Source organism: Bradyrhizobium sp. OK095 (assembly GCF_900109945.1).
Lineage (GTDB): Bacteria > Pseudomonadota > Alphaproteobacteria > Rhizobiales > Xanthobacteraceae > Bradyrhizobium.
In genome coordinates this window covers 121887-144061 of sequence record NZ_FOBX01000006.1, presented here as the reverse complement: position 1 = coordinate 144061, position 22175 = coordinate 121887, and the positions used below count along the sequence as shown (strand labels likewise).

24 protein-coding genes are annotated in these 22175 nt (G+C 63.6%); 13 read left to right on the top strand and 11 right to left on the bottom strand.

The features are described from left to right. Positions 1-94 precede the first annotated feature (94 nt). From murI to BMW89_RS17330, 7 genes are all read left to right on the top strand, one after another. Positions 95-892 (top strand): glutamate racemase, encoded by a 798-nt coding sequence (gene murI / locus BMW89_RS17360; RefSeq protein ID WP_092028210.1) that lies wholly within the window; start codon positions 95-97, stop codon positions 890-892. Positions 893-953: 61 nt separating this feature from the next. Continuing rightward, positions 954-1727: an HpcH/HpaI aldolase family protein gene (locus BMW89_RS17355; protein ID WP_092028209.1), complete on the top strand. Its 774-nt coding sequence runs from the start codon at positions 954-956 to the stop codon at positions 1725-1727. Positions 1728-1796: 69 nt separating this feature from the next. Beyond that, positions 1797-2180, top strand: coding sequence for a cupin domain-containing protein (locus BMW89_RS17350; RefSeq protein WP_092028208.1), 384 nt, complete (start codon positions 1797-1799; stop codon positions 2178-2180). A 106-nt stretch (positions 2181-2286) separates the two neighbouring features. After that, a complete protein-coding gene (locus BMW89_RS17345; RefSeq protein ID WP_092028207.1) occupies positions 2287-3054 on the top strand; it encodes an acyltransferase in 768 nt (255 codons plus the stop codon). 197 nt (positions 3055-3251) lie between these two features. Continuing rightward, positions 3252-3869 carry a 30S ribosomal protein S4 gene (rpsD, locus tag BMW89_RS17340; RefSeq protein WP_092028206.1) on the top strand — a complete coding sequence of 206 codons (618 nt, stop codon included), beginning with the start codon at positions 3252-3254 and terminating at the stop codon, positions 3867-3869. A 77-nt stretch (positions 3870-3946) separates the two neighbouring features. Next, positions 3947-4153, top strand: a complete 207-nt coding sequence (locus BMW89_RS17335; RefSeq protein ID WP_244547614.1) for a hypothetical protein — start codon at positions 3947-3949, stop codon at positions 4151-4153. 62 nt (positions 4154-4215) lie between these two features. Further along, entirely contained in the window at positions 4216-5283 is a 1068-nt protein-coding gene (locus BMW89_RS17330; protein ID WP_177196117.1) for a threonine aldolase family protein, read from the top strand. Here BMW89_RS17330 and BMW89_RS17325 read toward each other — a convergent pair whose 3' ends face one another. Genes BMW89_RS17325 through grxD form a run of 4 tightly spaced genes read right to left on the bottom strand, consistent with a single transcriptional unit; the run spans position 5284 to position 8762 of the window. After that, positions 5284-6546, bottom strand: a complete 1263-nt coding sequence (locus BMW89_RS17325) for a serine hydrolase domain-containing protein (protein ID WP_177196116.1) — start codon at positions 6544-6546, stop codon at positions 5284-5286. Between the two features lies 1 nt (position 6547). Then, positions 6548-7834: a serine hydrolase domain-containing protein gene (locus BMW89_RS17320; RefSeq protein ID WP_177196115.1), complete on the bottom strand. Its 1287-nt coding sequence runs from the start codon at positions 7832-7834 to the stop codon at positions 6548-6550. Positions 7835-7880: 46 nt separating this feature from the next. Continuing rightward, positions 7881-8432 carry an O-acetyl-ADP-ribose deacetylase gene (locus tag BMW89_RS17315; protein ID WP_092028203.1) on the bottom strand — a complete coding sequence of 184 codons (552 nt, stop codon included), beginning with the start codon at positions 8430-8432 and terminating at the stop codon, positions 7881-7883. 3 nt (positions 8433-8435) lie between these two features. Then, complete coding sequence (gene grxD / locus BMW89_RS17310) at positions 8436-8762, bottom strand: Grx4 family monothiol glutaredoxin (protein ID WP_092028202.1); 327 nt, start codon at positions 8760-8762, stop codon at positions 8436-8438. Between the two features lie 252 nt (positions 8763-9014). Here grxD and egtB point away from each other — a divergent pair, with 252 nt between their 5' ends. Together egtB and egtD are read left to right on the top strand one after the other, a co-directional pair. Further along, positions 9015-10313 carry an ergothioneine biosynthesis protein EgtB gene (gene egtB / locus BMW89_RS17305; RefSeq protein ID WP_177196114.1) on the top strand — a complete coding sequence of 433 codons (1299 nt, stop codon included), beginning with the start codon at positions 9015-9017 and terminating at the stop codon, positions 10311-10313. A gap of 50 nt (positions 10314-10363) precedes the next feature. Then, complete coding sequence (gene egtD, locus BMW89_RS17300) at positions 10364-11335, top strand: L-histidine N(alpha)-methyltransferase (protein ID WP_177196113.1); 972 nt, start codon at positions 10364-10366, stop codon at positions 11333-11335. A gap of 16 nt (positions 11336-11351) precedes the next feature. On the opposite strand, the gene BMW89_RS17295 is transcribed toward egtD, so the two are convergent. The 3 genes from BMW89_RS17295 to BMW89_RS17285 are packed head-to-tail and all read right to left on the bottom strand — an operon-like array spanning position 11352 to position 13175. Beyond that, entirely contained in the window at positions 11352-11723 is a 372-nt protein-coding gene (locus tag BMW89_RS17295) for a hypothetical protein (protein WP_092028200.1), read from the bottom strand. Positions 11724-11730: 7 nt separating this feature from the next. Then, a complete protein-coding gene (locus BMW89_RS17290; protein WP_177196112.1) occupies positions 11731-12912 on the bottom strand; it encodes a low temperature requirement protein A in 1182 nt (393 codons plus the stop codon). 26 nt (positions 12913-12938) lie between these two features. Continuing rightward, positions 12939-13175: a BolA/IbaG family iron-sulfur metabolism protein gene (locus tag BMW89_RS17285; protein ID WP_092028198.1), complete on the bottom strand. Its 237-nt coding sequence runs from the start codon at positions 13173-13175 to the stop codon at positions 12939-12941. A gap of 228 nt (positions 13176-13403) precedes the next feature. Between BMW89_RS17285 and BMW89_RS17280 the strand changes: the two genes are divergently transcribed. After that, positions 13404-13763 carry a DUF427 domain-containing protein gene (locus BMW89_RS17280; protein WP_092028197.1) on the top strand — a complete coding sequence of 120 codons (360 nt, stop codon included), beginning with the start codon at positions 13404-13406 and terminating at the stop codon, positions 13761-13763. 171 nt (positions 13764-13934) lie between these two features. Here the strand turns inward: BMW89_RS17280 and BMW89_RS17275 are convergent, their stop codons facing one another. After that, positions 13935-14108, bottom strand: a complete 174-nt coding sequence (locus BMW89_RS17275; protein WP_092028196.1) for a DUF1328 domain-containing protein — start codon at positions 14106-14108, stop codon at positions 13935-13937. A 177-nt stretch (positions 14109-14285) separates the two neighbouring features. Between BMW89_RS17275 and BMW89_RS17270 the strand changes: the two genes are divergently transcribed. Further along, positions 14286-15473 carry an acyltransferase family protein gene (locus tag BMW89_RS17270; RefSeq protein WP_092028195.1) on the top strand — a complete coding sequence of 396 codons (1188 nt, stop codon included), beginning with the start codon at positions 14286-14288 and terminating at the stop codon, positions 15471-15473. 120 nt (positions 15474-15593) lie between these two features. On the opposite strand, the gene purL is transcribed toward BMW89_RS17270, so the two are convergent. Then, positions 15594-17804, bottom strand: a complete 2211-nt coding sequence (gene purL, locus BMW89_RS17265; protein ID WP_092028194.1) for a phosphoribosylformylglycinamidine synthase subunit PurL — start codon at positions 17802-17804, stop codon at positions 15594-15596. Positions 17805-17987: 183 nt separating this feature from the next. Here purL and BMW89_RS17260 point away from each other — a divergent pair, with 183 nt between their 5' ends. Beyond that, positions 17988-18467 (top strand): PaaI family thioesterase, encoded by a 480-nt coding sequence (locus BMW89_RS17260; RefSeq protein WP_177196111.1) that lies wholly within the window; start codon positions 17988-17990, stop codon positions 18465-18467. A 74-nt stretch (positions 18468-18541) separates the two neighbouring features. Beyond that, positions 18542-19507 (top strand): DMT family transporter, encoded by a 966-nt coding sequence (locus tag BMW89_RS17255; RefSeq protein ID WP_092028193.1) that lies wholly within the window; start codon positions 18542-18544, stop codon positions 19505-19507. A 58-nt stretch (positions 19508-19565) separates the two neighbouring features. On the opposite strand, the gene BMW89_RS17250 is transcribed toward BMW89_RS17255, so the two are convergent. Beyond that, positions 19566-20921, bottom strand: a complete 1356-nt coding sequence (locus BMW89_RS17250; RefSeq protein ID WP_092028192.1) for an NAD(P)H-dependent oxidoreductase — start codon at positions 20919-20921, stop codon at positions 19566-19568. 138 nt (positions 20922-21059) lie between these two features. Continuing rightward, positions 21060-21965, bottom strand: coding sequence for a LysR substrate-binding domain-containing protein (locus BMW89_RS17245; protein WP_092028191.1), 906 nt, complete (start codon positions 21963-21965; stop codon positions 21060-21062). Positions 21966-22175 lie beyond the last annotated feature (210 nt).

Here is a 22175-nt window from a genome sequence, read left to right as displayed (position 1 = left end):
TGAAATTGAATCGTTCCAAACAGGCCTCATACGACCCTTGCCGCAAAACCGCCCCAAAAACCGAATGGTAACCATGGCGGCTTAGGGTAGCGACGTGACCAATTCCCCGACGATCCTGGTGTTCGATTCCGGCCTTGGCGGGCTCACGGTGCTGCGTGAGGTCGTGGCCGCACGCCCCGACGCACATTACGTCTACGTCGCCGACGACGCCTTCTTCCCCTACGGCCACCACAGCGAGGACGAGATCATCGCCCGCGTGGTGCCCCTGATGGGGGAATTGATCGGCACCCATGATCCTGACCTCGTCGTCATCGCCTGCAATACGGCGTCTACCCTGGTCCTATCTCACTTGCGCGCCGCTTATTCCCTGCCCTTCGTCGGCACCGTGCCGGCGATCAAGCCGGCCTGCGCGCAGTCGAAGACCCGCCGCGTCTCGGTGCTCGGCACCAAGGGCACGGTGAAGCGCGAATACACCAAGGCGTTGATCCGCGATTACGCGCAGGGCTGCGAGGTAACGCTGGTCGGCTCGCCCGAACTCGCCTCGCTGGCTGAAACTGAACTCGGCGGCCACGAGATCAGCGACGGTGACATTCTCGCCGAGCTCGCCCCCTGCTTCGTCGGCGATGCCGCAGACGCTGGCGCACGCACCGACATCATCGTGCTCGCCTGCACGCATTATCCGCTGCTGCTCGACCGGATGAAAAAGCTCGCGCCATGGCCGGTCGCGTGGATCGATCCGGCCCCCGCCATCGCCCGCCGCGTCTCGGACCTGCTTGGCGCGCATAGCGGTGGCATCGCGCAATCCGGCGCCAAGATGATATTTACATCGAACCGCGTGCATGGCCTCAGCGCCACGCTGACGCCGTTCTTCGGCGGCCGCGCACTGGCTTGACCTTGCGCCACGACGGCACGCTGCTAGGCTTCGCCGTCGTCATCTGTCCGCAGGTCCTCTAATGTCGGTCCCCGCAACGCCGCTCAATCGCCTCCGCCAATTGTGGAGCGAGGGGCGCCCCGCCTTCGGCGCGATCGCGACGATCCCGAGCGTGCAGATGGTGCAGATCATGGCGCGCTCGCTCGACTGGATCATCGTCGATCTCGAGCATGGCCCGATCGGCTTGACCGAAGCGCATGCGATGATCGCCGCGACAACAGGCACGCCATGCACACCCTTGGTGCGGATCGCGGCGAACGAGCCATGGCTTGCGAAAGCGCCGATGGACATCGGCGCCTTCGGCATCAACTTCCCGATGATCACCAATCGCGCCGAGGCCGAAAAGGCGGTGCGCAGCGTGCGCTATCCGCCGCGTGGCGATCGTCTCTGGGGCCCCTTCCACGCGCCGTTCCGCTGGGGCCAGTCGATGCCGGACTACATGGCGTCAGCCGATGACGAGATGCTCTGCATGATCACCATCGAGCATGTCGATGCCGTCAACCGCATCGACGAGATCATGGCCACGCCCGGCATCGACGTCGCGGTGATCGGCCCCGGCGATCTCGCGACCTCCATCAACAAGCGCGGGCAGATGGACGATCCGGAATTGCTGGATCTGGTCGCCCGCGCCGAGGCCGGCATCCTCAAAAGCGGCGTGCCGATCGGCGGCGTCGCCCGCACTGCTGACCAGGCCAACCAGCTGGTCGACCGCGGCTACCGCGCCATCGCGCTCGGCTTCGACTGGTCGCTGTTCCAGCGCGGCATCATGGCGGCGTTCGACGGCGTCAGGCGCTGAACAGGCCGATTGCTGCCTTGCCGGGAGCTGCTGCGCTGCTAGGCTCAGTCGTTCCAGGGAGGAAAAACCATGCTCAAAAAGACTTTGCTCGCGCTTGCCTTCACCGGCCTTGCCGTTGCCGCCTTCGCCCAGCAGCCCGGCATCAAACGCACCCCACTCCAGAAGGTCGAATTTCCGGACGGCTACAACACCATCACCGCCATCGCGGAAGTCCCTGCGGGCGGCGCGGCGGGACGCCATACCCATCCGGGAATCGAGACCGGCTACGTGCTCGAAGGCGAGCTGAATCTTCTCATCGACGGCCAGCCGGAGAAAGCCCTGAAACCTGGTGATTCCTACCAGATCCCGGCAGGGGTCGTGCACGACGCCAAGGCTCACGGCGACAAGGCCATGAAAGTGCTTGGCGTTTACGTCGTCGACAAGACCAAACCGCTGGCCTCGCCGGCGCCCTGATAAGGCCGAACCGACCGGCCCCAAGCGGGTTGGTTCGTGCTACAGCAAGCGGCGAGCGGGGAACCCGCTCGCTGCACAGATTTTAATCCTCGGGAACCGAAGCGCGATGCGCGGGAAAGCCAAGACCATTTCGCTGCCGCGCCGCCTGATTATCGATCTCATGCGCGCGTCGATGGACGTGCCGTTCGTCTCACTCTCCCGTTCGCTCAATATCCGCCCCCTGCTGGAGGCCCGCGCGGGCGCGATGGCGCCCGCCGGCTGGGCCGCGATGTTCGTCAAGGCCTTCGCCCTGGTCGCCAGGGACGAGCCGGTCCTGCGCACCGTCTATGCCAAATGGCCCTGGCCGTCGCTCTACGAGCTGCCGAAGAGCGTAGCCTCGGTCGCCATCGCCCGGGTCGAGGACGGTGAGGAATGCGTGCTGCTGCAGCGAATCGCAGGCCCCGAGGCCATGGTGCTGGCCGCGATCGATGCCGAGATCCGGCACGCCAAGACGGCACCGATCGATGAAATCCCGATGTTCCGCAAGATCATGCGGGCGACCCGCCTGCCGCTGCCGCTGCGGCGCCTGTCCTGGGCGATCGGGCTGAATTTCGGCCGCCAGCGCGGCAATTGGTTCGGCAGTTTTGCGGTGAGTTCGGTAGCTGCCTATGGCGGTGGCGAGCTCCACCCGATCACCCCCGGCCCCTACATCGTCAGCTATGGGGTGGTCGAGCCGGACCAGACCATCCATGTCGTGATCCGCTGGGACCACCGGGTTACCGATGCTGCCCCCATCGCCCGGGTCCTGACCCGGCTGGAACAGATCCTGAATACTGAAATCGCTGCCGAATTACGGGCAGCGGGGTCAAAGCCGATCCGGGCGGTCGGGACCTGATTCCGGGGCCATTCGCATTGACAGCGAACCCCAAACTCCCCTAAAAGCCGCTTGCTCGCGGGCCGATTTCGGCCCGCGAAGCGTTTCGCGACCCGTGGTCCACTCCCTTAAGCTTTGGGATCGGACCTGTCAGTGCCGGGCTTGCCCGTCACACAGGAGGGCGCGTTTCCTCAAACCATGAACCTCTCGAGGACGCGATGACTAAGCGCAGTGAAGCCAAGTACAAACTCGACCGCCGTATGGGCCAGAACATCTGGGGCCGCCCGAAGAGCCCCGTCAACCGCCGCGAATACGGCCCCGGCCAGCACGGTCAGCGCCGCAAGGGCAAGCTCTCCGACTTCGGCGTGCAGCTGCGCGCCAAGCAGAAGCTGAAGGGCTACTACGCCAACATCAGCGAGCGCCAGTTCCACAGCATCTATGTCGAGGCCAGCCGCCTCAAGGGTGACACCGGCGAGAACCTGATCGGCCTGCTCGAGCGCCGTCTCGACGCGGTCGTGTACCGCGCCAAGTTCGTCTCGACGATCTTCGCCGCGCGCCAGTTCATCAACCACGGCCACGTCAAGGTGAACGGCCGCAAGGTCAACATCTCGAGCTATCTGGTCAAGATCGGCGACGTGATCGAGGTCAAGGAAGCCTCCAAGCAGCTCGCCCACGTCCTCGAAGCCAGCCAGCTCCCCGAGCGTGACACCCCCGATTATCTCGAAGTCGACCACGGCAAGATGACCGCGAAATACGTGCGCATCCCCCACCTCTCCGACGTGCCGTTCCCGGTGCAGATGGAGCCGCATCTGGTCGTCGAATTCTATTCGCGCTGATATCTCCGCGTTCCATTGCTCAAAGGCCCCAGTTTTCTGGGGCCTTTTTGTTTGGTAGCGTGTCATCGATGTCTCGCATGGACGACCAGTTCGCCAACACTCTGCCTTCGGCAGCGCCGACCGAAGCAGCGCTTCGAACGTGGGAGACCCCCTCCCGCGATGAGCAGCTCTGCCGATATCAGGGGCTGTTCGCCCAGCCAGATTGCAATATCTTCACGGCGGACACCCCAGACGAAATCCTCCTCGCCGCGCGACTGCGCGTCGCTCAACGTTCTCGTGGCTAGTACAGGTCATCAGGACACGCACGCAATACGTCGCATTGTTCGACCAGATGACGAGATCAGCCATGCTCTACACCCCTCCTCCGATCGATCCCAAGACGCCGCCGGTGCGCATCAATCTGCTCTCGGACACGCAGACCAAGCCAACGGCTGCGATGCGCGAGGCGATGGCGCGGGCGGAGGTCGGCGACGAGCAGGTCGGCGACGACCCGACCGTGAATACGCTGTGCGAGCGCGTGGCGGATTTGCTCGGCAAGGAAGCCGCCGTCTACATGCCCTCGGGCACGATGTGCAACGTCACCGCGACGCTGGTGCATTGCCGTCCCGGCGACGAGATCCTGGCGCATGAGAGCGCACACATCATCGCCCGCGAAGGCGGCGCGCATGCCGCGATCGGCGGTTTTCAGGTGACACAGCTCAAGGGCGCCGACGGCCAGTTCACGCCGGAGACCTTTCGCAAGGCACTACATCCGCGCACGCGCTACCAAGCGGCGCAGACGGTCGTCAGCGTCGAGCAGACCGCCAATATCGGCGGTGGCACGATCTGGAAGAAGGCCGCGCTCGACGAGATCGTCGCGATCGCCAAACAACATGGTCTCGTCACCCACATGGACGGCGCGCGCCTTCTGAACGCGACCGTCGCGAGCGGCATCTCCCCGCGCGACATGACCGCGGGCTGGGATTCGGCCTGGATCGATTTCTCCAAGGGCCTGGGCGCGCCAATCGGCGGCGTGCTTGCGGGCTCGCGCGCCTTCATCGATGCGGTGTGGCAGTGGAAGCAGCGTCTCGGCGGCTCGATGCGGCAGGCCGGGATCTGCGCGGCCGCCTGCATCTACGCGCTCGATCATCACGTCGATCGCCTCGCCGACGATCACGCCAATGCGCGCGCGCTCGCCCGCGGGCTGTCGCAGATCGCAGGTGTCGAGGTGCAGGAACCCGAGACCAACCTCGTGTTCTTCAAACCCGATGGCGCCGGAATTGCCGGCGACAAGATGGTCGCAGCGTTGCGCCAGCGCGGCGTCACGCTCGCGATGATGGACGGCCGCATCCGCGCCTGCACCCATCTCGACGTCAATGCGGGCCAAGTCGAGGAGATGATCGGCTACGTGCGCGAGATCGTGCGCGGGGCGTAGTCACCGCCCCATCGCCTGATAGATCAGCGTCTTCAGCGCCAGTTGTATCCGGCCGCGCTGCGACGGCGTCTGCACCATGAAGACCCCGAACAGATCGTCTTCGGGATCGATGAAGAAGAACGTGCCCCCGACGCCGTCCCAGCGATACTCGCCGAGCGGCCAGGAGGTCGCCGGCGGCACGGAGGTGCGCACGGCAAAACCGAGACCGAAGCCGCTGGTTGCGCCCGGATAATAGTTCTGGTCGCGTGCGATCTTGGTCTCGGGCCCGATATGGTCCGATGCCATCAGCGCGATGGTCTCGGGCTTGAGGTAACGCCGGCCGTCATAGCTGCCGCCGTTCAGCAGCATCTGCGCGAACCGGGCGTAATCGCCGACAGTACCGACCATGCCGCCGCCGCCCGACTCCCACTTCACCGGCCGCCTGATATCGCGAACCTGCGTCGTCGGATTGATGTTGCGGTCCCCCGGCATCGGCTCGGCAATGCGTGGGAATTTGGCGGGATCGGCGACGAAGAACGCGGTCTCGGTCATGCCGAGTGGATCGAGCAGCCGCTCCTTCTCGAACTGGAGCAGCGTCTTTCCCGAGATCACCTCGACGATGCGGCCGAGCACATCGGTGGCGTGGCCGTAATCCCACTTCGTGCCGGGCTGTTCGGCGAGCGGCAACGCAGTGATCTTCGCGACGAACTCGGCATTGGTCGAATCGCCGTTGTTGAAGAGACCCGCGTCGGCATAAAGCTTGTTCACCAACTCTCCGCCGTAATAGCCGTACGGCAGCCCTGCGGTATGGCGGAGCAGATCCTTGATTGTGATAGAATGCTCGAGCGCTTCGAGCGCAAGCGCGATCTTACCGTCCTCGGCCTTCTTTTCGACGCCGACCTTCATGCCGGCGAAGGCGGGAATGTATCTGGAGACGGGATCGTCGAGCGAGAGCTTGCCCTCCTCGACCAGCATCATCGCCATGACTGATGTGATCGGCTTCGACATTGAATAGAGCCGGAAGATGGTATCTGCGCTCATCGATATCTCGGTCGCGACGTCGCGGACACCGAAATTCTCGTAATAGACCGGCTTGCCGTGCTGCTGGAGCAACAGAATGGCCCCCGGAATCTTCCCGGTCGCGACCTCGTTCCGGATGTAGTCGGAAACCTTTGCCAGGCCTTCTTGCGAAATATTGTGGGCGCGCTGCTCGGAGCCCGCTTGCACACCGACGACGCCGAACAGAAGAACGAGCGCCGCGATCAGCACGCGGCGCCCGTTCATGTCACTTCTCCATGGCTTCATAGACCAACTGCTTCAATGTCCGCTGCACGCGCTGGCGCTCGGTCGGGGTCTGCTCCAGCAGGACAAAGAACATGTCCTGCTTGGGGTCGATCACGAAATAGCAGCCGGAGGCGCCGTCCCATTTCAATTCCCCGAGATCCCCTGGCGGCGGCGGTTTTGCGTTGCCGGGGTCAGTGCGGACCGCGAGGCCGAGGCCGAAGCCGAAGCCGTCGCCCGGGAAGTAGAAATAATCGCGATCGACGCCGGAGCCCGGACCAATCTGGTCGGTCGTCATCAGCTTGAACGTCTCGGGCTTTAGGATCGTCTTGCCGTCGAGGGTACCGCCGTTGAGCAGCATCTGCGTGAAGCGCTCATAGTCAGCCATGGTCGTAACCATGCCGCCGCTTGCGAACTGGATCTTCTTGACGACGGTCGGATCGTTGATCCGGCCGACCCGGAAATCGCTGTCGTTCGGCACCGGCTGCGCCAGCAGCTTCTGCTTCTCGGGAGCGGTGACGAAAAAGCCGGTGTCGACCATGCCGAGGGGATCGAGCAGTTTCTCCCGCTCGATGTCGATCAGCGGCTTGCCGGCCGCGATCTCCATGACGCGCGCCAAAATGTCGGTGGAATGGCCGTATTGCCACAATGCGCCAGGCTGATTGTGCAGCGGCAATTTTGCGATGCGCTCGGCGAACTCGGCGAGGTCGAAATCGCCGGCATAGATATTGGCATCGCGATAAGCCTTGCGGACCAGGCTATCGCCATAGAAGCCATAGGTGACGCCTGACGTGTGCGTCATCAAATCGTGCACCGTCATCGGGCGATCAGGCGGCACGAGCTCGAGCGACTTGGTGCCGTCATCGGCCTTCTTCTCGACGCCGACTTTCACATTGGCAAACGAAGGAATGTATTTCGAGACGGGATCGTCGAGCTTGATCTTGCCGTCCTCGATCAATTGCACCGCGACCACCGAGGTGATCGCCTTGCTCATCGAGAACAGGCGGAAGATCGTCTTGTCGGTGATCGGCGCCTTGCTGGCGACGTCCTGCACGCCGAAGGCTTCGCGGAAGACCGGCTTGCCACCCTGCTTGATCAGCACGGTTGCGCCGGCGATCTTGCCGGTGGCGACCTCGTTCTTGAAGAACTCGCTGATCTTGGCGAGCTTCTCCTGATTGAAATGCGCGCCGGCTGGAATCTCGTAGGTTCCCTCGGCGCGCACGAATGACATCGCGCCGAGCGATACAAGCGCTCCGCAGGCGAACGAGCGCAGTCCAGAACGTAAAATCATATCCCCTCCCCGGAACATGGGCGGGCGGAGTGTACTGACGCCGTTATCAGGCACAAGGGCTGCCGTAGCGCGCCAAAACGTCCGTGTGGAGAGCGGCGCTTGCCTCGGAGAAGCAACAAAATATGACATGGCCGACCGAAGGCGCAGCCGGCAGAGCGTCAATGGTCGTATGGATCGCAATCTTCGCGGCCCGGTCGGCGGGAAAGCGGAAAATGCCGGTCGAAATAGCCGGAAATGCCACCGATGTCAGTCCGTGCTTGCCGCACAGCTCCATCGAACGGCGATAGCAGGAGGCGAGCAGGTCGTCCTCGCCGATTGTGCCGCCGTTCCAGACCGGACCGACGGTATGGATGACATGCGCGGCCTTGAGCCGGTAACCTTTGGTGATCTTGGCATCGCCCGTCTTGCAACCGTGGAGCATACGGCATTCGGCCACCAGGTCTGGCCCGGCCGCCCGATGGATCGCACCATCCACGCCGCCCCCGCCAAGGAGCGACGTGTTGGCCGCGTTGACGATGGCGTCAACGCTCAGTGTCGTGATGTCAGCAACAATGACCTCCAGCTCCGCACCGCCAATGCGGCGCGACAGCGAGGTCATTTATCAGGCCGCGACTGCAACGCCCTTCTCGGACAACAGCTGCTGCAATTCGCCGGCCTGGAACATCTCGCGGATGATGTCGCAGCCGCCGACAAACTCGCCCTTGACATAGAGCTGGGGGATCGTCGGCCAGTTCGAAAAAGTCTTGATGCCGTCGCGCAGTTCGCCGGATTCGAGGACGTTGAGGCCCTTATAGCCGACGCCGATGTGGTCGAGGATCTGGACGACCTGGCCGGAGAAACCGCACTGCGGAAATTGCGGCGTGCCCTTCATGAACAGAACCACGTCGTTCGACTTGACTTCGTTGGCGATGAATTCCGCGATGCTCATATCCGTGTCCTTCTGGGGCGGAGCCCCCAACAATTGCTTCGGGCCGGCTCAGCCGATTTAACCCGATCCTTCCCTATATATGTAGCCCAAACCGTTGTGCATCCAAAGTAAAATGGCGGCGAACAGCCCAAGGATGGCTGGTCCGGCGAGCGGTCCTGAGGGCGCCGGGCCCATTACATGATGGCACGAATATCATCACCGGGGAGGACTTTCATACCGTAACGGAGCCCCTATCTAGGACGAACCCCGGTTTTGGAACCTGGCAACGCCAACAACGTTCTCTTGTCCTGTCTGGAGAAAAACGTGACGAAACAAGCCTCCGCTACGGCCAGTCCGCCGCTTTCGTCACCGTCTTTTGAACCGGGCAGCCTCGCCCGGCGGCTGGATGCCGCGTTTCTCGCCGTCCGCAACGAGACCGAGCGCCGGGCCGCCCCGCTCTCGCCGGAGGACCAGCAGATCCAGTCCATGCCGGACGCGAGCCCCACTAAATGGCACCGGGCCCACACCACCTGGTTCTGGGAGCAATTTTTGCTCGGCGAGCACGCCCCCGGCTACCGGCCCTTCCATCCCGATTTCGCATTCCTGTTCAATTCCTATTACGTCAGCGCCGGCCCCCGTCATGCCCGCAATCATCGTGGTGACATCACCCGTCCCAGCGCCAACGAGGTCGGGGCCTATCGCATCCATGTCGATGCGGCGGTCGTCAAATTCTTCCGCGAAACCAGCGAAGACAAGCTCCAGGCCCTGGCACCGCTGGTCGAGGTCGGGCTCAATCACGAGCAGCAGCATCAGGAATTGATGTTCACCGACATCCTGCACGCCTTCGCACAGAACCCGGTCTATCCGGCTTACAACCCGGACTGGCGCTTCCCGTCCGCGACGCGCACCGGTGACGACTGGCTGACGCTCAACGAAGGCATCCATACCGTCGGTCATGTCGACGACAGTTTTCATTTCGACAACGAGAAGCCGGCGCACCGTGCCCTCGTCGGCCCCGTCAAGGTCGCCCGCAATCTCGTCACCAACGCCGAGTGGCTCGCCTTCATGCGCGACGGCGGCTACGCGAAGGCAACGCTCTGGTTGATGGACGGCTTCGCCGCGGCCAGCAAGGAAGACTGGCAGGCGCCGGGCCATTGGCGCGAGGTCGATGGCGCATGGGAGGTAATGACGCTCGCCGGCCTCAAGCCGGTCGATCCCGCCGCGCCTGTCTGCCACATCAGCTATTACGAAGCCGACGCGTTCGCGCGCTGGGCCGGAAAGCATCTGCCGACCGAGATGGAATGGGAGGTCGCCGTGCGCGCCGGCCAGCTCAACGATGCCTTCGGCATCGTCTGGCAGTGGACCCGCAGCTCATACTCACCCTACCCCGGCTATCGCGCCATCGAAGGCGCGCTCGGCGAGTACAACGGCAAGTTCATGATCAACCAGCTGGTGCTGCGTGGCTCCTCGCTGGCAACTCCCGAAGACCACAGCCGTATTACTTATCGCAACTTTTTCTATCCGCACCATCGCTGGCAGTTCACCGGACTGCGGCTCGCCGATTACGTCTAGTTCTCATCCGACGATCAATGCGCGCCGGACAGCGCGTTCAGGAGAGTATCATGAATGTGCACGCCAGCGCTTTGGCCGAAGCCCATCTTCCCGACGAGCAGACCACCGCCTTCGCCCGCGAGGCCATCGAGGACCTCTCGCAGCAGCCCAAAAAACTGTCGCCGAAATATTTCTATGACGCGACCGGATCGGAGCTGTTCGAGGCGATCACGCGGCTGCCTGAATATTACCCGACACGCACGGAGCTTGCGATCCTGAAGGAACGCGGCCGCGAGATCGCAAAGATCATTCCGGAGCATGCGGCACTGGTCGAGTTCGGCGCGGGTGCAACCACAAAGGTCCGCCTGCTGCTCAACCAATGCAGATTCGCGGCCTATGTCCCCGTCGACATCTCCGGCGACTTCCTGAAGGCGCAGGCCAACGGCCTGAAGCGGGATTTTCCCTCGCTCGGCATCTATCCGGTGGCCGCCGACTTCACCACGCCGTTCGAGCTGCCCAAGGCGGTCGCATCGATGCCGAAGGTCGGCTTCTTCCCGGGTTCGACCATCGGCAATTTCGAGCCGCATGAAGCCCAGGCCTTCCTGAGGAGCGCTCGCGCAATTCTGGGCCGAGGCGCGCAGATGATCATCGGCGCCGACCTCGAAAAGGAAGAGCGCGTGCTCCACGACGCCTACAACGATGCCGCCGGCGTCACCGCGCGCTTCAACCTCAATGTTCTCGTGCGCATCAACCGCGAGCTCGGCGGCAATTTCGATCTGTCCGCCTTCACCCATGGCGCGATCTACAATCGCGAGCGACACCGGATCGAGATGCACCTGATCAGCAAGAAGAGCCAGACAGTGCGCCTGCTCGGCACCAATTTCTCGTTCCGGCCGGGCGAAAGCATTCATACCGAGAACAGCTACAAATACAGCCTCGACCGCTTCGCCGCACTGGCGCAAGGCGCTGGCTGGCGTGTCCGCGAGAGCTGGACGGATGCGGCGACGATGTTCTCGGTGCACGCGCTGGAGGTGGCGGAGTAAACGCTCTCCGCAGCCTTCATTCAGGCTTGCATGGCTCCAGCATCACCAGCCGTTCATCCCGGATGACGGCGCGGAAGGTATGGCTGTTCGGCTTCCCGCAAGACCAGGAAAAATACTCACCGTCGCGCTGGAGCGGATCGCCGAGCCAGAAAACAACCTTTGAGATCGGGTCTCCCGGCTTGAGGCGATCGAGCCACTGCGTCGGGTTCGCCCACTGTCCGCAATCGCCTTGCCAGTAGCAGGCGGGCGTTACGCAGCGCCCGATCGCAGGCTTGCCCCCGATAGCCCGGCAAGCCGACGGGCCTTGGCCAAGCACCGATCCCTGCGTGGCCTCCTCGATGATCAATATTGCCGCCACCGCGACGCCGAAAATGATGAGGCCCCGCATGCCTCGCCTATCCCTCGGTTTTGGTCCCCAACGACACCGATTCCCACACCGCCACCACGATCATGATCACGCTCGTGGCCACCGACAGCCATAACGGCGACAGATCCGAGGCGAAGTAGCTCAGCGCCAGAAGCAGGACGATGCCGATGCCGTGCGAGAGCTGGAGGAAGCCGCGGATCGCGTGCTTGAACAGGGTGGTGCCGACCAAAAACACCAGGGGACCACCGATCGTGCTGACGATGGTGCGGACGTCGGAATGGCCGGTCGGATGCTTCAGCACCAGTTCGTCCGAGACCGCGGTCAGGATGATGCCGGCGACGATCGGCATGTGCAGATAGGTGTAGGCAAGCCGCGCCAGCCGGCCGGATTCGGCGGACTTCGAGAGCTGCTCTGAGCCAGCCTCCGCGCCCTTGTGGAAATAAACCCACCACATCGCAATGGCGCCGACCAGGCACGAGAGGAAAGCCAAAATGTTGTCCGCGGTCCAGTCCAGCTCGGCGAAGGTTGCGCCGTTGACGACGACGGCTTCGCCGAGCGCGATGATGATGAAGCCGGCGCAGCGCTCGGCCATGTGGCCGCCCTCGACGGCCCAGGCCTCGACCGACGAGAAGCCGAGCTTCGGGACCCAGAAGCGGACCGCCGGCGAGACGTATTCGATCGTCAGCGCCACGATCCAGAACCACAGCCTCTCCTCTCCGTGCGCGAGGCCGCCGAGGATCCAGAAGATCGCGGAGCCGGACAGCCAGACCAGGATGCGGATCGCATTGTGCCGCACAGGCGTCCGGTGGCGCGGGGTTGCGAACAGCCAGAACGCGGTGCGTCCGACCTGCATGGTCGCATAGGCGATTGCAAACCAGAGGCCTCGGCCGTCGAAGGCGGTCGGGATCGTCGTGGACAGCACGAGGCCGCCCAGCATCATCAGGAAGATCAGGATGCGGACAGGCGTCAGCTCGGGATTGAGCCAGTTGGTGACCCAGGCGGTGTAGACCCACACCCACCACACCGCCAGAAACAGCAGCGTGACCTCGACAGCGCCGAGCGGCGTGAAATGGTGCAGCAGCGTGTGCGACACCTGCGTGACGGCGAAGACGAAGACCAGGTCGAAGAACAGCTCGGCATTGGTGACGCGGCTGGGCTGGTTCGGCAGGATGACGCGAAACATCGCGCCGCGCGCATTATCCGCAGCCATCATCGCCCCCTGTCGCGCTGGTCAGCTCAGGTGCCGGGTATGCCGGTTTGCAGCGCCAGCGCGTGCAGCACGCCGCCCATCTGGCCTTGCAGGGACTGATAGACGATCTGGTGCTGCTGGACGCGGGACTTGCCGCGGAAGGATTCCGAGATCACGGTCGCGGCATAGTGGTCGCCGTCACCGGCGAGGTCACGGATGGTCACCTCGGCATCGGGGATCGCTGCCTTGATCATCGCCTCGATATCGTGGGCGTCCATGGGCATTCGGGTCGTGCTCCTTCATCTCGGCTGCAAGATCTCGGCCGCAAGCCAGCCTCGTCGTCGAATCGCTTGCCGGGGTCCGGATCTGCTAAGCCAAACTTGCCGGCAGGGCCAAACTTAGCGTGAATGGCCTTCTACGTCACGCCTTCAGGCACTATATCCCTGATCCGATCCGGATAAAGGCACGACAAAGTGCCGCGCGCGGTAGATTGATCGAAAAGGCGTGAAGTCATGAAGCTCCCAGGGCCCGACCACCCCATCACCATCACCCAGAACCCGAGGCGCGTCCGGGTCACGGCCGGCGACGTCGTGATCGCCGAGACCAGCAAGGCGCTGATCTTGAAGGAGGCTAAATATCCGGCGGTGCAATATGTGCCGCGGGAGGACGCCAACATGGCCCTGCTGGAGCGCACCGAACGCGTCACCCATTGCCCTTATAAGGGCGATGCGAGCTATTACAGCGTCAAGGCCGACGGCAAGACGCTCGACAACGCGATCTGGACCTATGAGACCCCCTTCCCCGCGATGACGGAGATTTCCGGCCATCTCGCCTTCTATCCGGACAAGGTGAAGATCGAGGAAGTAGGCTAGCGCACGTAGCCGTACGCCGCCGTCATGGCCGGGCCTCGTCCCGGCCATCCACGTTCTTGGCTACCGGAAGAAAGATCGTGGATGCCCGGGCCTTCGCCGCGCCGAAGCGGCTTCGGCCGCGCAGGCGGGACAAGCCCGGGCGTGACGGCCGACTGTCTATGCGAAGCTCGGCTACGCCCTGAAGATCGTGAGCCCCAGCACCAGCAGCACCAGGAAGATCACGACGAAGACGTAGAACAGGAAACGGGCGATATCGGCGGAGGCGGCCGAGAGGCCGGTGAAGCCGAGCACGCCGGCCACGATCGAGATCAGTAAAAAGATCAGCGCCCATTTCAGGATCGTCATTGCCCAGCTCCAGACCGGCGGTCGTTGAATTATCCGTGCCTTCTTCAACTTCCCAACCGAGCGGCCGGTTCCAATTTCTACTGCACTGCCGTAAGGATGCGCCCGCGACTTCAAGGGCCTTGCTGAATCGAGGGCCCGGCGGCAACATTCCCAGGGGCAGGACACGACCGGGCGACCATGATCACGATCTCACATTCAGCGACTGTGGGCGCTGAGGCTCATGCGGCGCCGAAGAGCAAGGCGCGCAACCTGTCGCTGGACCGCGCCCGCACCTTCCTGACGCTGGTGGTGCTGCTGCATCACGCCGTCATTCCCTACACCTATTTCGGTCACACCGATCCCGCCTCCTGGATCGGCTTCGACGTCGTCGTGCTCGCCACCGACAGCTTCTTCATGGCGATGTTCTTCTTCCTGTCGGGACTGTTCACCTGGCCCGGCATCGCGCGCAAGGCGCCGTCAGTCTTCCTGCGCGATCGCCTGCTGCGGCTCGGGCTGCCGTTCGCGATCGCGGCGTTCACCGTTATTCCGCTCGCCTATTACGCGATCGCGCTGCGGGCCGATCCCGAGCTGACCTTCGCAGCGTTCTGGTGGAAGACCATCACCGTGGGCCCATGGCCGAGCGGCCCGATCTGGTTCGTGTGGGTGCTGCTGGCCTTCGACCTGACCGCGAGCCTGCTCTACCGGGTCTCTGCGCATCTGGTCGATCCCGGTAACCGCGTCTCGCTGCGCGGATTTGACCAGCCGTTCGTATTCTGGCTGACGCTCGCTGTCGTTTCGATCATCGCCTACGTACCGGCGCTGATTTATTTCGGCGGCAGCAGATGGTTCGAGTTCGGGCCGTTCTCGGTGCAGGCGAGCCGCGTCCTGCTTTACTTCGCCTATTTCTTCATCGGCGTCAGCGTCGGTGCTGCGAATTTCGATCGCGGTATCCTCAGCGCCGACGGCCAGCTGCCGAAAAGCCGCTGGCTATGGGTGATCGCCACGCTGATCCCTTACTGCCTGATGTGGGTGATGATCTACATCAAGCGCGATGTTTTGGGGAATCCAGACCCTCAGCCGCACTGGTATCAGGCGCTCTACGGCACGTTCTTCGTGCTGTTCTCTGCCGGAATCCTGCTCGCGATCCTCGCCTTCTTCCTGCATTCGAAGGCGCCGGGCCCGAACCTGCTCGACCGCATGCAGGGGGATGCCTACGGCATGTTCCTGGTGCACTATCCGATCGCGCTGTGGATCCAATATGCGCTGTACGACACCAGCCTGCCGGCGATCGTGAAAGCAGCGATTGGATTCGTGCTCACGGTGATGCTGAGCTGGAGCCTGACGGCGGCGCTGCGCAAAATTCCGGGCGCCTCGCACGTGTTGTGAGGCCAAGGTCTCTTAACGCGTCATTGCGAGGAGCCCTTGCGACGAAGCAATCCAGATTTCCTCCGCGGAAAGACTGGATTGCTTCGCTGCGCTCGCAATGACGGAGTGTTTGGCAGCAGCTCAGGCCGCCTTCCCGCCCATATACTCCGGCAACCAGCGCTCAAACGATGTCCTGAGCGTATCGATCGCAACCGGCGCTTCGCCCGCGATCGCGATCGCATCGCCACCCGTCGTACCGATCCGCACGCACGGCACCTCGCAGCCGCGCATTTTTGCGAGCACGCGGCCGGCCTCCGTTTCCGGCACGGTGACGAGATAGCGGGCCTGGTCCTCGCCGAACCAATAGGCCTGCGGGACGAGCGAGGTCGGTGCCGCCAGCAGCTTCGCACCGATGCCGCTCGCCATCGCCATCTCCGCGAGCGCGATCAGGAGGCCGCCATCCGAGAGATCATGCACGGCGGTCGCGGTGCCCGCATGAATCATGCCGCGCACGCAATCACCGTTGCGCTTCTCGGCGGCGAGATCGACCGGCGGCGGTGCGCCCTCTTCGCGACCGCAGATATCGCGCAGATAGACGGACTGGCCGAGCCAGCCATGGGTGTCGCCGATCAGCAGGATCGCCTCGCCCTCGGCCTTAAAGGCCAGCGACGCCGACTTGGTGAAATCGTCGAGCAGGCCGACACCGCCGATCGAGGGCGTCGGCAGGATCGCGCGGCCGTTGGTCTCGTTGTAGAGCGAGACGTTGCCGGAGACGACCGGGAAGTCGAGCGTGCGGCACGCTTCCGAGATTCCCTTCAAGCAGCCGACGAACTGGCCCATGATCTCGGGCCGCTCAGGATTGCCGAAATTGAGATTGTCGGTGATCGCCAGCGGCTTGCCGCCAACGGCCGTGATGTTGCGCCAGGCTTCCGCCACCGCCTGCATGCCACCCTGATAAGGATCGGCCTCGCAATAGCGCGGCGTGACGTCGACGGTCAGCGCCAGCCCCTTCGGCCCATCCTGCACGCGCACCACAGCAGCATCGCCGCCGGGGCGCTGCATGGTGTTGCCGAGGATGACGTGGTCATACTGCTCCCAGACCCAGCGCTTGCTGCACATGTCGGGCGTGCCGATCAGCTTCTCCAGCGCGGCACCGAGGCCCATCGGCGCCGGCACCTCGCGCGCGTGCACAACCGGCAGCGCGGCGGAGGGGACATGCGGACGGTCATAGAGCGGTGCCTCGTCGCCGAGCTCCTTGATCGGCAGATCGGCCATGACGTCGCCGCCATGCTTGACCACGAAACGCTTGGTCGGCGTGGTGTAGCCGACGACGGCAAAGTCGAGGCCCCATTTCTTGAAGATCGCTTCGGCTTCCTTTTCCTTCTCGGGCTTGAGCACCATGAGCATGCGCTCCTGGCTTTCCGAGAGCATCATCTCGTAGGCGCTCATGCCGGTCTCGCGGGTCGGCACCGCGTCGAGATCGAGGTCGACGCCGAGGTCGCCCTTGGCGCCCATCTCGACCGCCGAACAGGTCAGCCCCGCCGCGCCCATGTCCTGGATCGCGATGACGCAATCGGCTTCCATGATCTCGAGGCAGGCCTCGAGCAAAAGCTTCTCGGCGAAGGGATCGCCGACCTGCACGGTCGGGCGCTTCTCCTCGGACTTGTCGTCGAACTCGGCCGAGGCCATCGAGGCGCCGTGGATGCCGTCCCGGCCCGTCTTGGAGCCGAGATAGACGATCGGCATGTTCACGCCCGAGGCCGCCGCATAGAAGATCTTGTCGGTGTCGGCGAGGCCAACCGCCATTGCGTTGACGAGGATGTTGCCGTCATAGCGGGTGTGGAATCGCACCTGGCCGCCGACCGTCGGCACGCCGAAGGAATTGCCGTAGCCGCCGACACCGGCAACGACGCCGGAAACGAGATGCCGCGTCCTGGCATGCTCGGGCGCGCCAAAACTCAGCGCATTGAGGCAGGCGATGGGGCGCGCACCCATGGTGAAGACGTCGCGCAAGATGCCGCCGACGCCGGTGGTCGCGCCCTGGTAGGGCTCGATGTAGCTCGGGTGGTTGTGGCTCTCCATCTTGAAGACCACGGCCTGGCCGTCGCCGATGTCGATCACGCCGGCGTTCTCGCCCGGGCCCTGGATCACCCAGGGCGCTTTCGTCGGCAGCCCCTTCAGATGCAGACGCGAGGATTTGTACGAGCAGTGCTCGTTCCACATCGCCGAGAAGATGCCGAGCTCGGTGAAGGTCGGTTCCCGCCCGATCAGCTTCAGGATGCGCTCATACTCGTCGGGCTTGAGCCCGTGGGCGGCGATCAGCTCGGGGGTGATCTTGGGTTCGTTCTTCATGGATTCGGAGCTTTCGGCGGCGGTTGGCCGTTCTTAGGAACATCGAGGGCTCACGAAAAGCCCTTTATGGCGCATTTTCCCGCTGTCCCACGTTTTGCGGCAGGTCGGTGCGGGAACAGGAATTGCAACGCGCTGACAGATCGGATTTAAGGGCTAAAGACCCGTAATTGAAGGCCCATTTCCTTGCACGAATTGACCAAAACCGCCCCATCTCCCCGCCCCGAGCTGCATGTCGCAACCGAGGGGGAATTCGAGGGCTGGCAGACCTGGATCCGCGACAGCTTTGAGAACCATATCGGCCCCTTTTGGCACCGCCTGGAGGCCGATGGCAGCGTCCGCTGCGCTTTCCGGGTCGAGAAAAAGCACCTCAACGGCTCCCAGAACGTCCATGGCGGCTGCTTCATGGCCTTTGCCGATTATTGCCTGTTCGCGATCGGCCGCCATGCGCTGCAGGGCCGCGGCGTAACGGTCAATTTTGGCTGCGAATTCCTCGATGCCGGACACGAGGGCGAGCTGATCGAATGCACCGGCGAGGTCACCCGCGCCGGCGGTTCGCTGATCTTCCTGCGCGGGCAGATGGCCGCAGGCGAGCGCCTTCTGTTCACCTTCTCCGGAACGATCAAGCGGGCGAAGCGGAAGCCACTCCCTCAGCCAAACGCATAGCTCGCCGCCTTCCCTTTTGCCGCCCCCTCGCCCAGACTTGGCCAAGCGCGTTCGCGCCGGGGAGCAGAAACAAGGTGCCGCAGAGCACATCGCCGACGGGCCGCGCGGCGGCCTCCGTGTCAGCGCCGTTGCCATCCATGGCCGCCACCGGCGCGCGCAACTGGCGCGACTATGCGCTGCTGGTCGCGCTCGCCTGCTGCTGGAGCTCGACCTATCCGCTTGCGAAGCTCGCGCTCCCAACGATCCCGCCGATCACCTTCATTTCCACGCGCTCGCTGATCGCGGCCGCCTTCCTGTTCGCGATCCTGTGGATGCGCGGCATCAAGCTCCCGACCGACGCAAAGGCCTGGAAGCTGTTCGCCACGCAGCAATTGATCAACTCGACCTTCCCGTTCCTGATCATCACCTGGTCGCAGCAATATGTCCCGGCCTCCAACACCGTGGTGCTGGCCTCGACGACGCCGATCTTCGCGTTCCTGATTACCTCGCTGATCACGCGGCACGAGCCGGCAACACTGCTGAAGCTTGCCGGCGCGATGCTGGGCCTCGCGGGCACCATCGCCATCGTCGGTCTCGACGCGCTGCGCGGCCTCAGTGGCGAGATCATCGCGGAGATCGCGATCCTGCTCGCCACCATTTCCTTTGCCTGCGCGACGATCTTCGGCCTCAGGCTCTCCGAATACGACCCCATGGTGGTGGCCGCCGGCTCGCTCTTGTTCGGCGGCCTCATCCTGCTGCCGCCCGCGCTGATCATCGACCAGCCCTGGACGCTGCACCCGACGCCGACGGCGATCACAGCCACAATCGTCATGGGCATCGTCTCCAGCGCGCTCGGATTGATGCTGTTCTATATCTGCCTTGGCCGGCTCGGCACGCTGACCACTAACGCGCAAGGCTATCTGCGCATCCCGATCGGCGTCGGCCTCTCCGTGCTGCTGCTCGGCGAGAGCGTGCCGTCGAATTTGGCGCTGGGGCTGCTGCTGGTCATGGCGGGCGTCGCCGCGATGACGGTGCCGGCGGAGAAGTTCAAGCTGCGCTAGCGGACGCTATTGGCGTCGTCCGCCAGCAATCTCGGTTGTCTTCGCTTTTTTGCGCCAATCAAGCAGCAATGTTTGGTTGCCGGAAGGCCGCCTCCATCTCGCGGCGCACCCGCACGGCGAGACTGTCCGGATCGTACTCGACGTCCGACCACCTCACGCGCTGGCCCAGCTCGATGTCGGCCTTGAGCTTGACGTTGTGAGCGAGACCAAGCGGCAGATAACCTTCCTTGAGCGACGCCTCGGCAGGAGTCTGCTTGCCCCAGACACAAAAGCCACCCTCGCCGTCGAGCATCTCGCCTGCCTTGAGCTTGCGCTTGGCGGTCGCGACCACGTCCGAATTGAACATGATCGGCGCACCGGTCGGCTCCTTGCGGAGTGCCGCGGAAGCCACGGAGATGCCGAGCTCGAGCCCGATCATGTGGATCGGACGGTACAGCGAGGCATATTTTCCGGTCTTGTCCTGCAGCATGCTGTATTCACGGAAGCATTCCTCGGAATAGGCGCTGTCGGTCTCGAACACCACATAGGTACCCATCACGAGGCTCTGCGGGACGTCGGTGCCATCACGATAGACCGATGAAGTGACCTCGGTGACGCCTGACTTCTCCAGCATGCCGCCGTCGGATTTCGGCTTGCAGATTTCGGCGTGTTCGAAACGCGTCGCTGGCGGGAACGACAAGCCCTCGCTCTGCGCATGCAGCCCGGTCGCATTACATACCGCCGTCATCTCGATGCCCGACTTGGTACCGTCGACGAAGGAGTTGAACATCTTTGGGTTGATCGAGTTGCGATCCTTGATCTTCATGTATTTGTCGAGAATGTCCCAGACCGTATCCGGCGTCGACTGGTGATAGGTCGGGTGGTAGCGCGTACCCTTGCCGGCGGCGACGACCTTGAAGCCGGCCGCGCGCGCCCAGTCGACGTGATCGGCGATCAGCGCCGGCTGGTCGCCCCAGGCCAGCGAATAGACGACGCCGGCCTGCCTCGCCTTGCGCGCCAGGATGGGACCAGCCACCGCGTCCGCCTCGACATTGACCATCACGATATGCTTGCCGTTCTCAATCGCCTTCATCGCGAAACGAATGCCGGCGCCGGGATCACCGGTCGCCTCGATGATCACCTCGATCGCCGGATGGGTGATCAACGCGTCAGCATTGTCGGTGACGATGGTGCGGCCGTGCTTGAGAGCATCGTCGATCGACGTTGCCGCATATTGTTCCTCGGGCCAACAGCCGAGCTTGAGCTGGGCCCGGGCGCGGGCGGTATTCAGGTCGGCAACGCCGACGAGATGCATGCCGTCGGTCTGGCGCACCTGCGACAGGAACATCAGGCCGAATTTTCCTGCTCCGATCAGGCCAATGGTAACAGGCTTGCCGGCCGCCTTGCGCTCCAGCAGCATGCGATGGAGATTCATCTGGATTTCCTTAAGCGTTCCTCGGGTGACGGCGTTGTTGCAGCCGTGAAGTCCGGCCGCGTTCGCCTTGCACCGAAACGTTAGGCAGCGGCGAATCCGAGGGCAATTCAGATTATCTGCCGCGACGATGTAGGCGCGCTAAACAATCGGCGCGCCTTGCCGCGCGCTCCAGGCGTCGCGCTCCCCGCGCAGCCAGTCGAGAAAGGTGCGGGTCTTGCGGTGGCGCAGATGGCCATGCGGGCAGACGATCCACTGCGTGGTCAGCGTAACCTCCGGCGGGTCCTTCACCGGACAGACCAGGCGGCCGTCGCGCAATTCGCGCCAGGCCAGCAGCTCGCTTTCAAGCCCAATGCCGAGACCGTCGACGGCAGCGTCGATCGCCATGTGGCTGCGGTCGAACAGCACGCGCTTCCAGCGTTCGGCAGGCTCGATGCCGGCCTCCGTGAACCAGCGCGGCCATTGCATTTGTGATTTCACCGAATGGATCAGCCGGTGCCTGAGCAGGTCCTGAGCGGAAAGACTGCCCGCCGCAAAGGACGAGGGCGCACACAGCGGAAGGAACCGCTCCTTGCCGAGGCTTTCGACGAACAGACCGGCCCAGCCGCCTTCGCCGTGGCGGATCTCCAGGTCGACATTTTCCTTGCGGAAATCGGTCGGTTCATTGGTGCCGTCGAGCCGCAATTCGATGTCGGGATTGGCATCGACGAAGCTCGCAAGCCGGGGCAGCAGCCATTTGCTCGATACGCTCGGCGCGGCGCGCACCGTCAACGTGGTGGCGGAGCGGATGCCGCGGACATGCTGCGTCACGTCGGTGACGTGCTCGATCTCGCGGCTGATCATCTCGAAATAGCGCTCGCCGGCCTCGGTCAGCGTGATGTTACGCCCGACTCGCGAGGTCAGCGCCGTGCCGAGATGCAGCTCCAGCGCCTGGATCTGCTGGCTGACGGCCGACGGCGTCACCCGCAATTCGTCCGCTGCGCGGGAAATGCTGCCCGCGCGCGCCACCGCGTGGAAGACAATGATGGCGCGGAACGGTATCTGCATCAGGAAACCTTTTAGGCCAGCTAAAGTGACGGCGAATATAATTCAATTGTCGTGCATGACCAGCGATCTAGGCTTCGAGCTCAAGGCAGCCCGCGACAGACGGGCTCCGACGAGGAAACAGGACGGCGCAAGGCGCCGATCCGCCCGGGGGAAGGAACGCAAGGCCAGGCCCTTTCACCAGCTACAGCGATTTAGACGACACCGGCGCGG

Coding starts and splice junctions, on each gene's coding strand:
- egtD (WP_177196113.1), top strand. CDS start 10,364: ATGAATGTGCACGCCAGCGCTTTGGCCGAAGCCCATCTTCCCGACGAG.
- BMW89_RS17335 (WP_244547614.1), top strand. CDS start 3,947: ATGGACGACCAGTTCGCCAACACTCTGCCTTCGGCAGCGCCGACCGAA.
- grxD (WP_092028202.1), bottom strand. CDS start 8,762: ATGAGCATCGCGGAATTCATCGCCAACGAAGTCAAGTCGAACGACGTG.
- BMW89_RS17290 (WP_177196112.1), bottom strand. CDS start 12,912: ATGGCTGCGGATAATGCGCGCGGCGCGATGTTTCGCGTCATCCTGCCG.
- BMW89_RS17345 (WP_092028207.1), top strand. CDS start 2,287: ATGCGCGGGAAAGCCAAGACCATTTCGCTGCCGCGCCGCCTGATTATC.
- BMW89_RS17275 (WP_092028196.1), bottom strand. CDS start 14,108: ATGACGATCCTGAAATGGGCGCTGATCTTTTTACTGATCTCGATCGTG.
- BMW89_RS17330 (WP_177196117.1), top strand. CDS start 4,216: ATGCTCTACACCCCTCCTCCGATCGATCCCAAGACGCCGCCGGTGCGC.
- BMW89_RS17355 (WP_092028209.1), top strand. CDS start 954: ATGTCGGTCCCCGCAACGCCGCTCAATCGCCTCCGCCAATTGTGGAGC.
- BMW89_RS17320 (WP_177196115.1), bottom strand. CDS start 7,834: ATGATTTTACGTTCTGGACTGCGCTCGTTCGCCTGCGGAGCGCTTGTA.
- BMW89_RS17245 (WP_092028191.1), bottom strand. CDS start 21,965: ATGCAGATACCGTTCCGCGCCATCATTGTCTTCCACGCGGTGGCGCGC.
- BMW89_RS17325 (WP_177196116.1), bottom strand. CDS start 6,546: ATGAACGGGCGCCGCGTGCTGATCGCGGCGCTCGTTCTTCTGTTCGGC.
- BMW89_RS17280 (WP_092028197.1), top strand. CDS start 13,404: ATGAAGCTCCCAGGGCCCGACCACCCCATCACCATCACCCAGAACCCG.
- BMW89_RS17315 (WP_092028203.1), bottom strand. CDS start 8,432: ATGACCTCGCTGTCGCGCCGCATTGGCGGTGCGGAGCTGGAGGTCATT.
- BMW89_RS17285 (WP_092028198.1), bottom strand. CDS start 13,175: ATGCCCATGGACGCCCACGATATCGAGGCGATGATCAAGGCAGCGATC.
- purL (WP_092028194.1), bottom strand. CDS start 17,804: ATGAAGAACGAACCCAAGATCACCCCCGAGCTGATCGCCGCCCACGGG.
- BMW89_RS17250 (WP_092028192.1), bottom strand. CDS start 20,921: ATGAATCTCCATCGCATGCTGCTGGAGCGCAAGGCGGCCGGCAAGCCT.
- rpsD (WP_092028206.1), top strand. CDS start 3,252: ATGACTAAGCGCAGTGAAGCCAAGTACAAACTCGACCGCCGTATGGGC.
- BMW89_RS17295 (WP_092028200.1), bottom strand. CDS start 11,723: ATGCGGGGCCTCATCATTTTCGGCGTCGCGGTGGCGGCAATATTGATC.
- BMW89_RS17350 (WP_092028208.1), top strand. CDS start 1,797: ATGCTCAAAAAGACTTTGCTCGCGCTTGCCTTCACCGGCCTTGCCGTT.
- BMW89_RS17270 (WP_092028195.1), top strand. CDS start 14,286: ATGATCACGATCTCACATTCAGCGACTGTGGGCGCTGAGGCTCATGCG.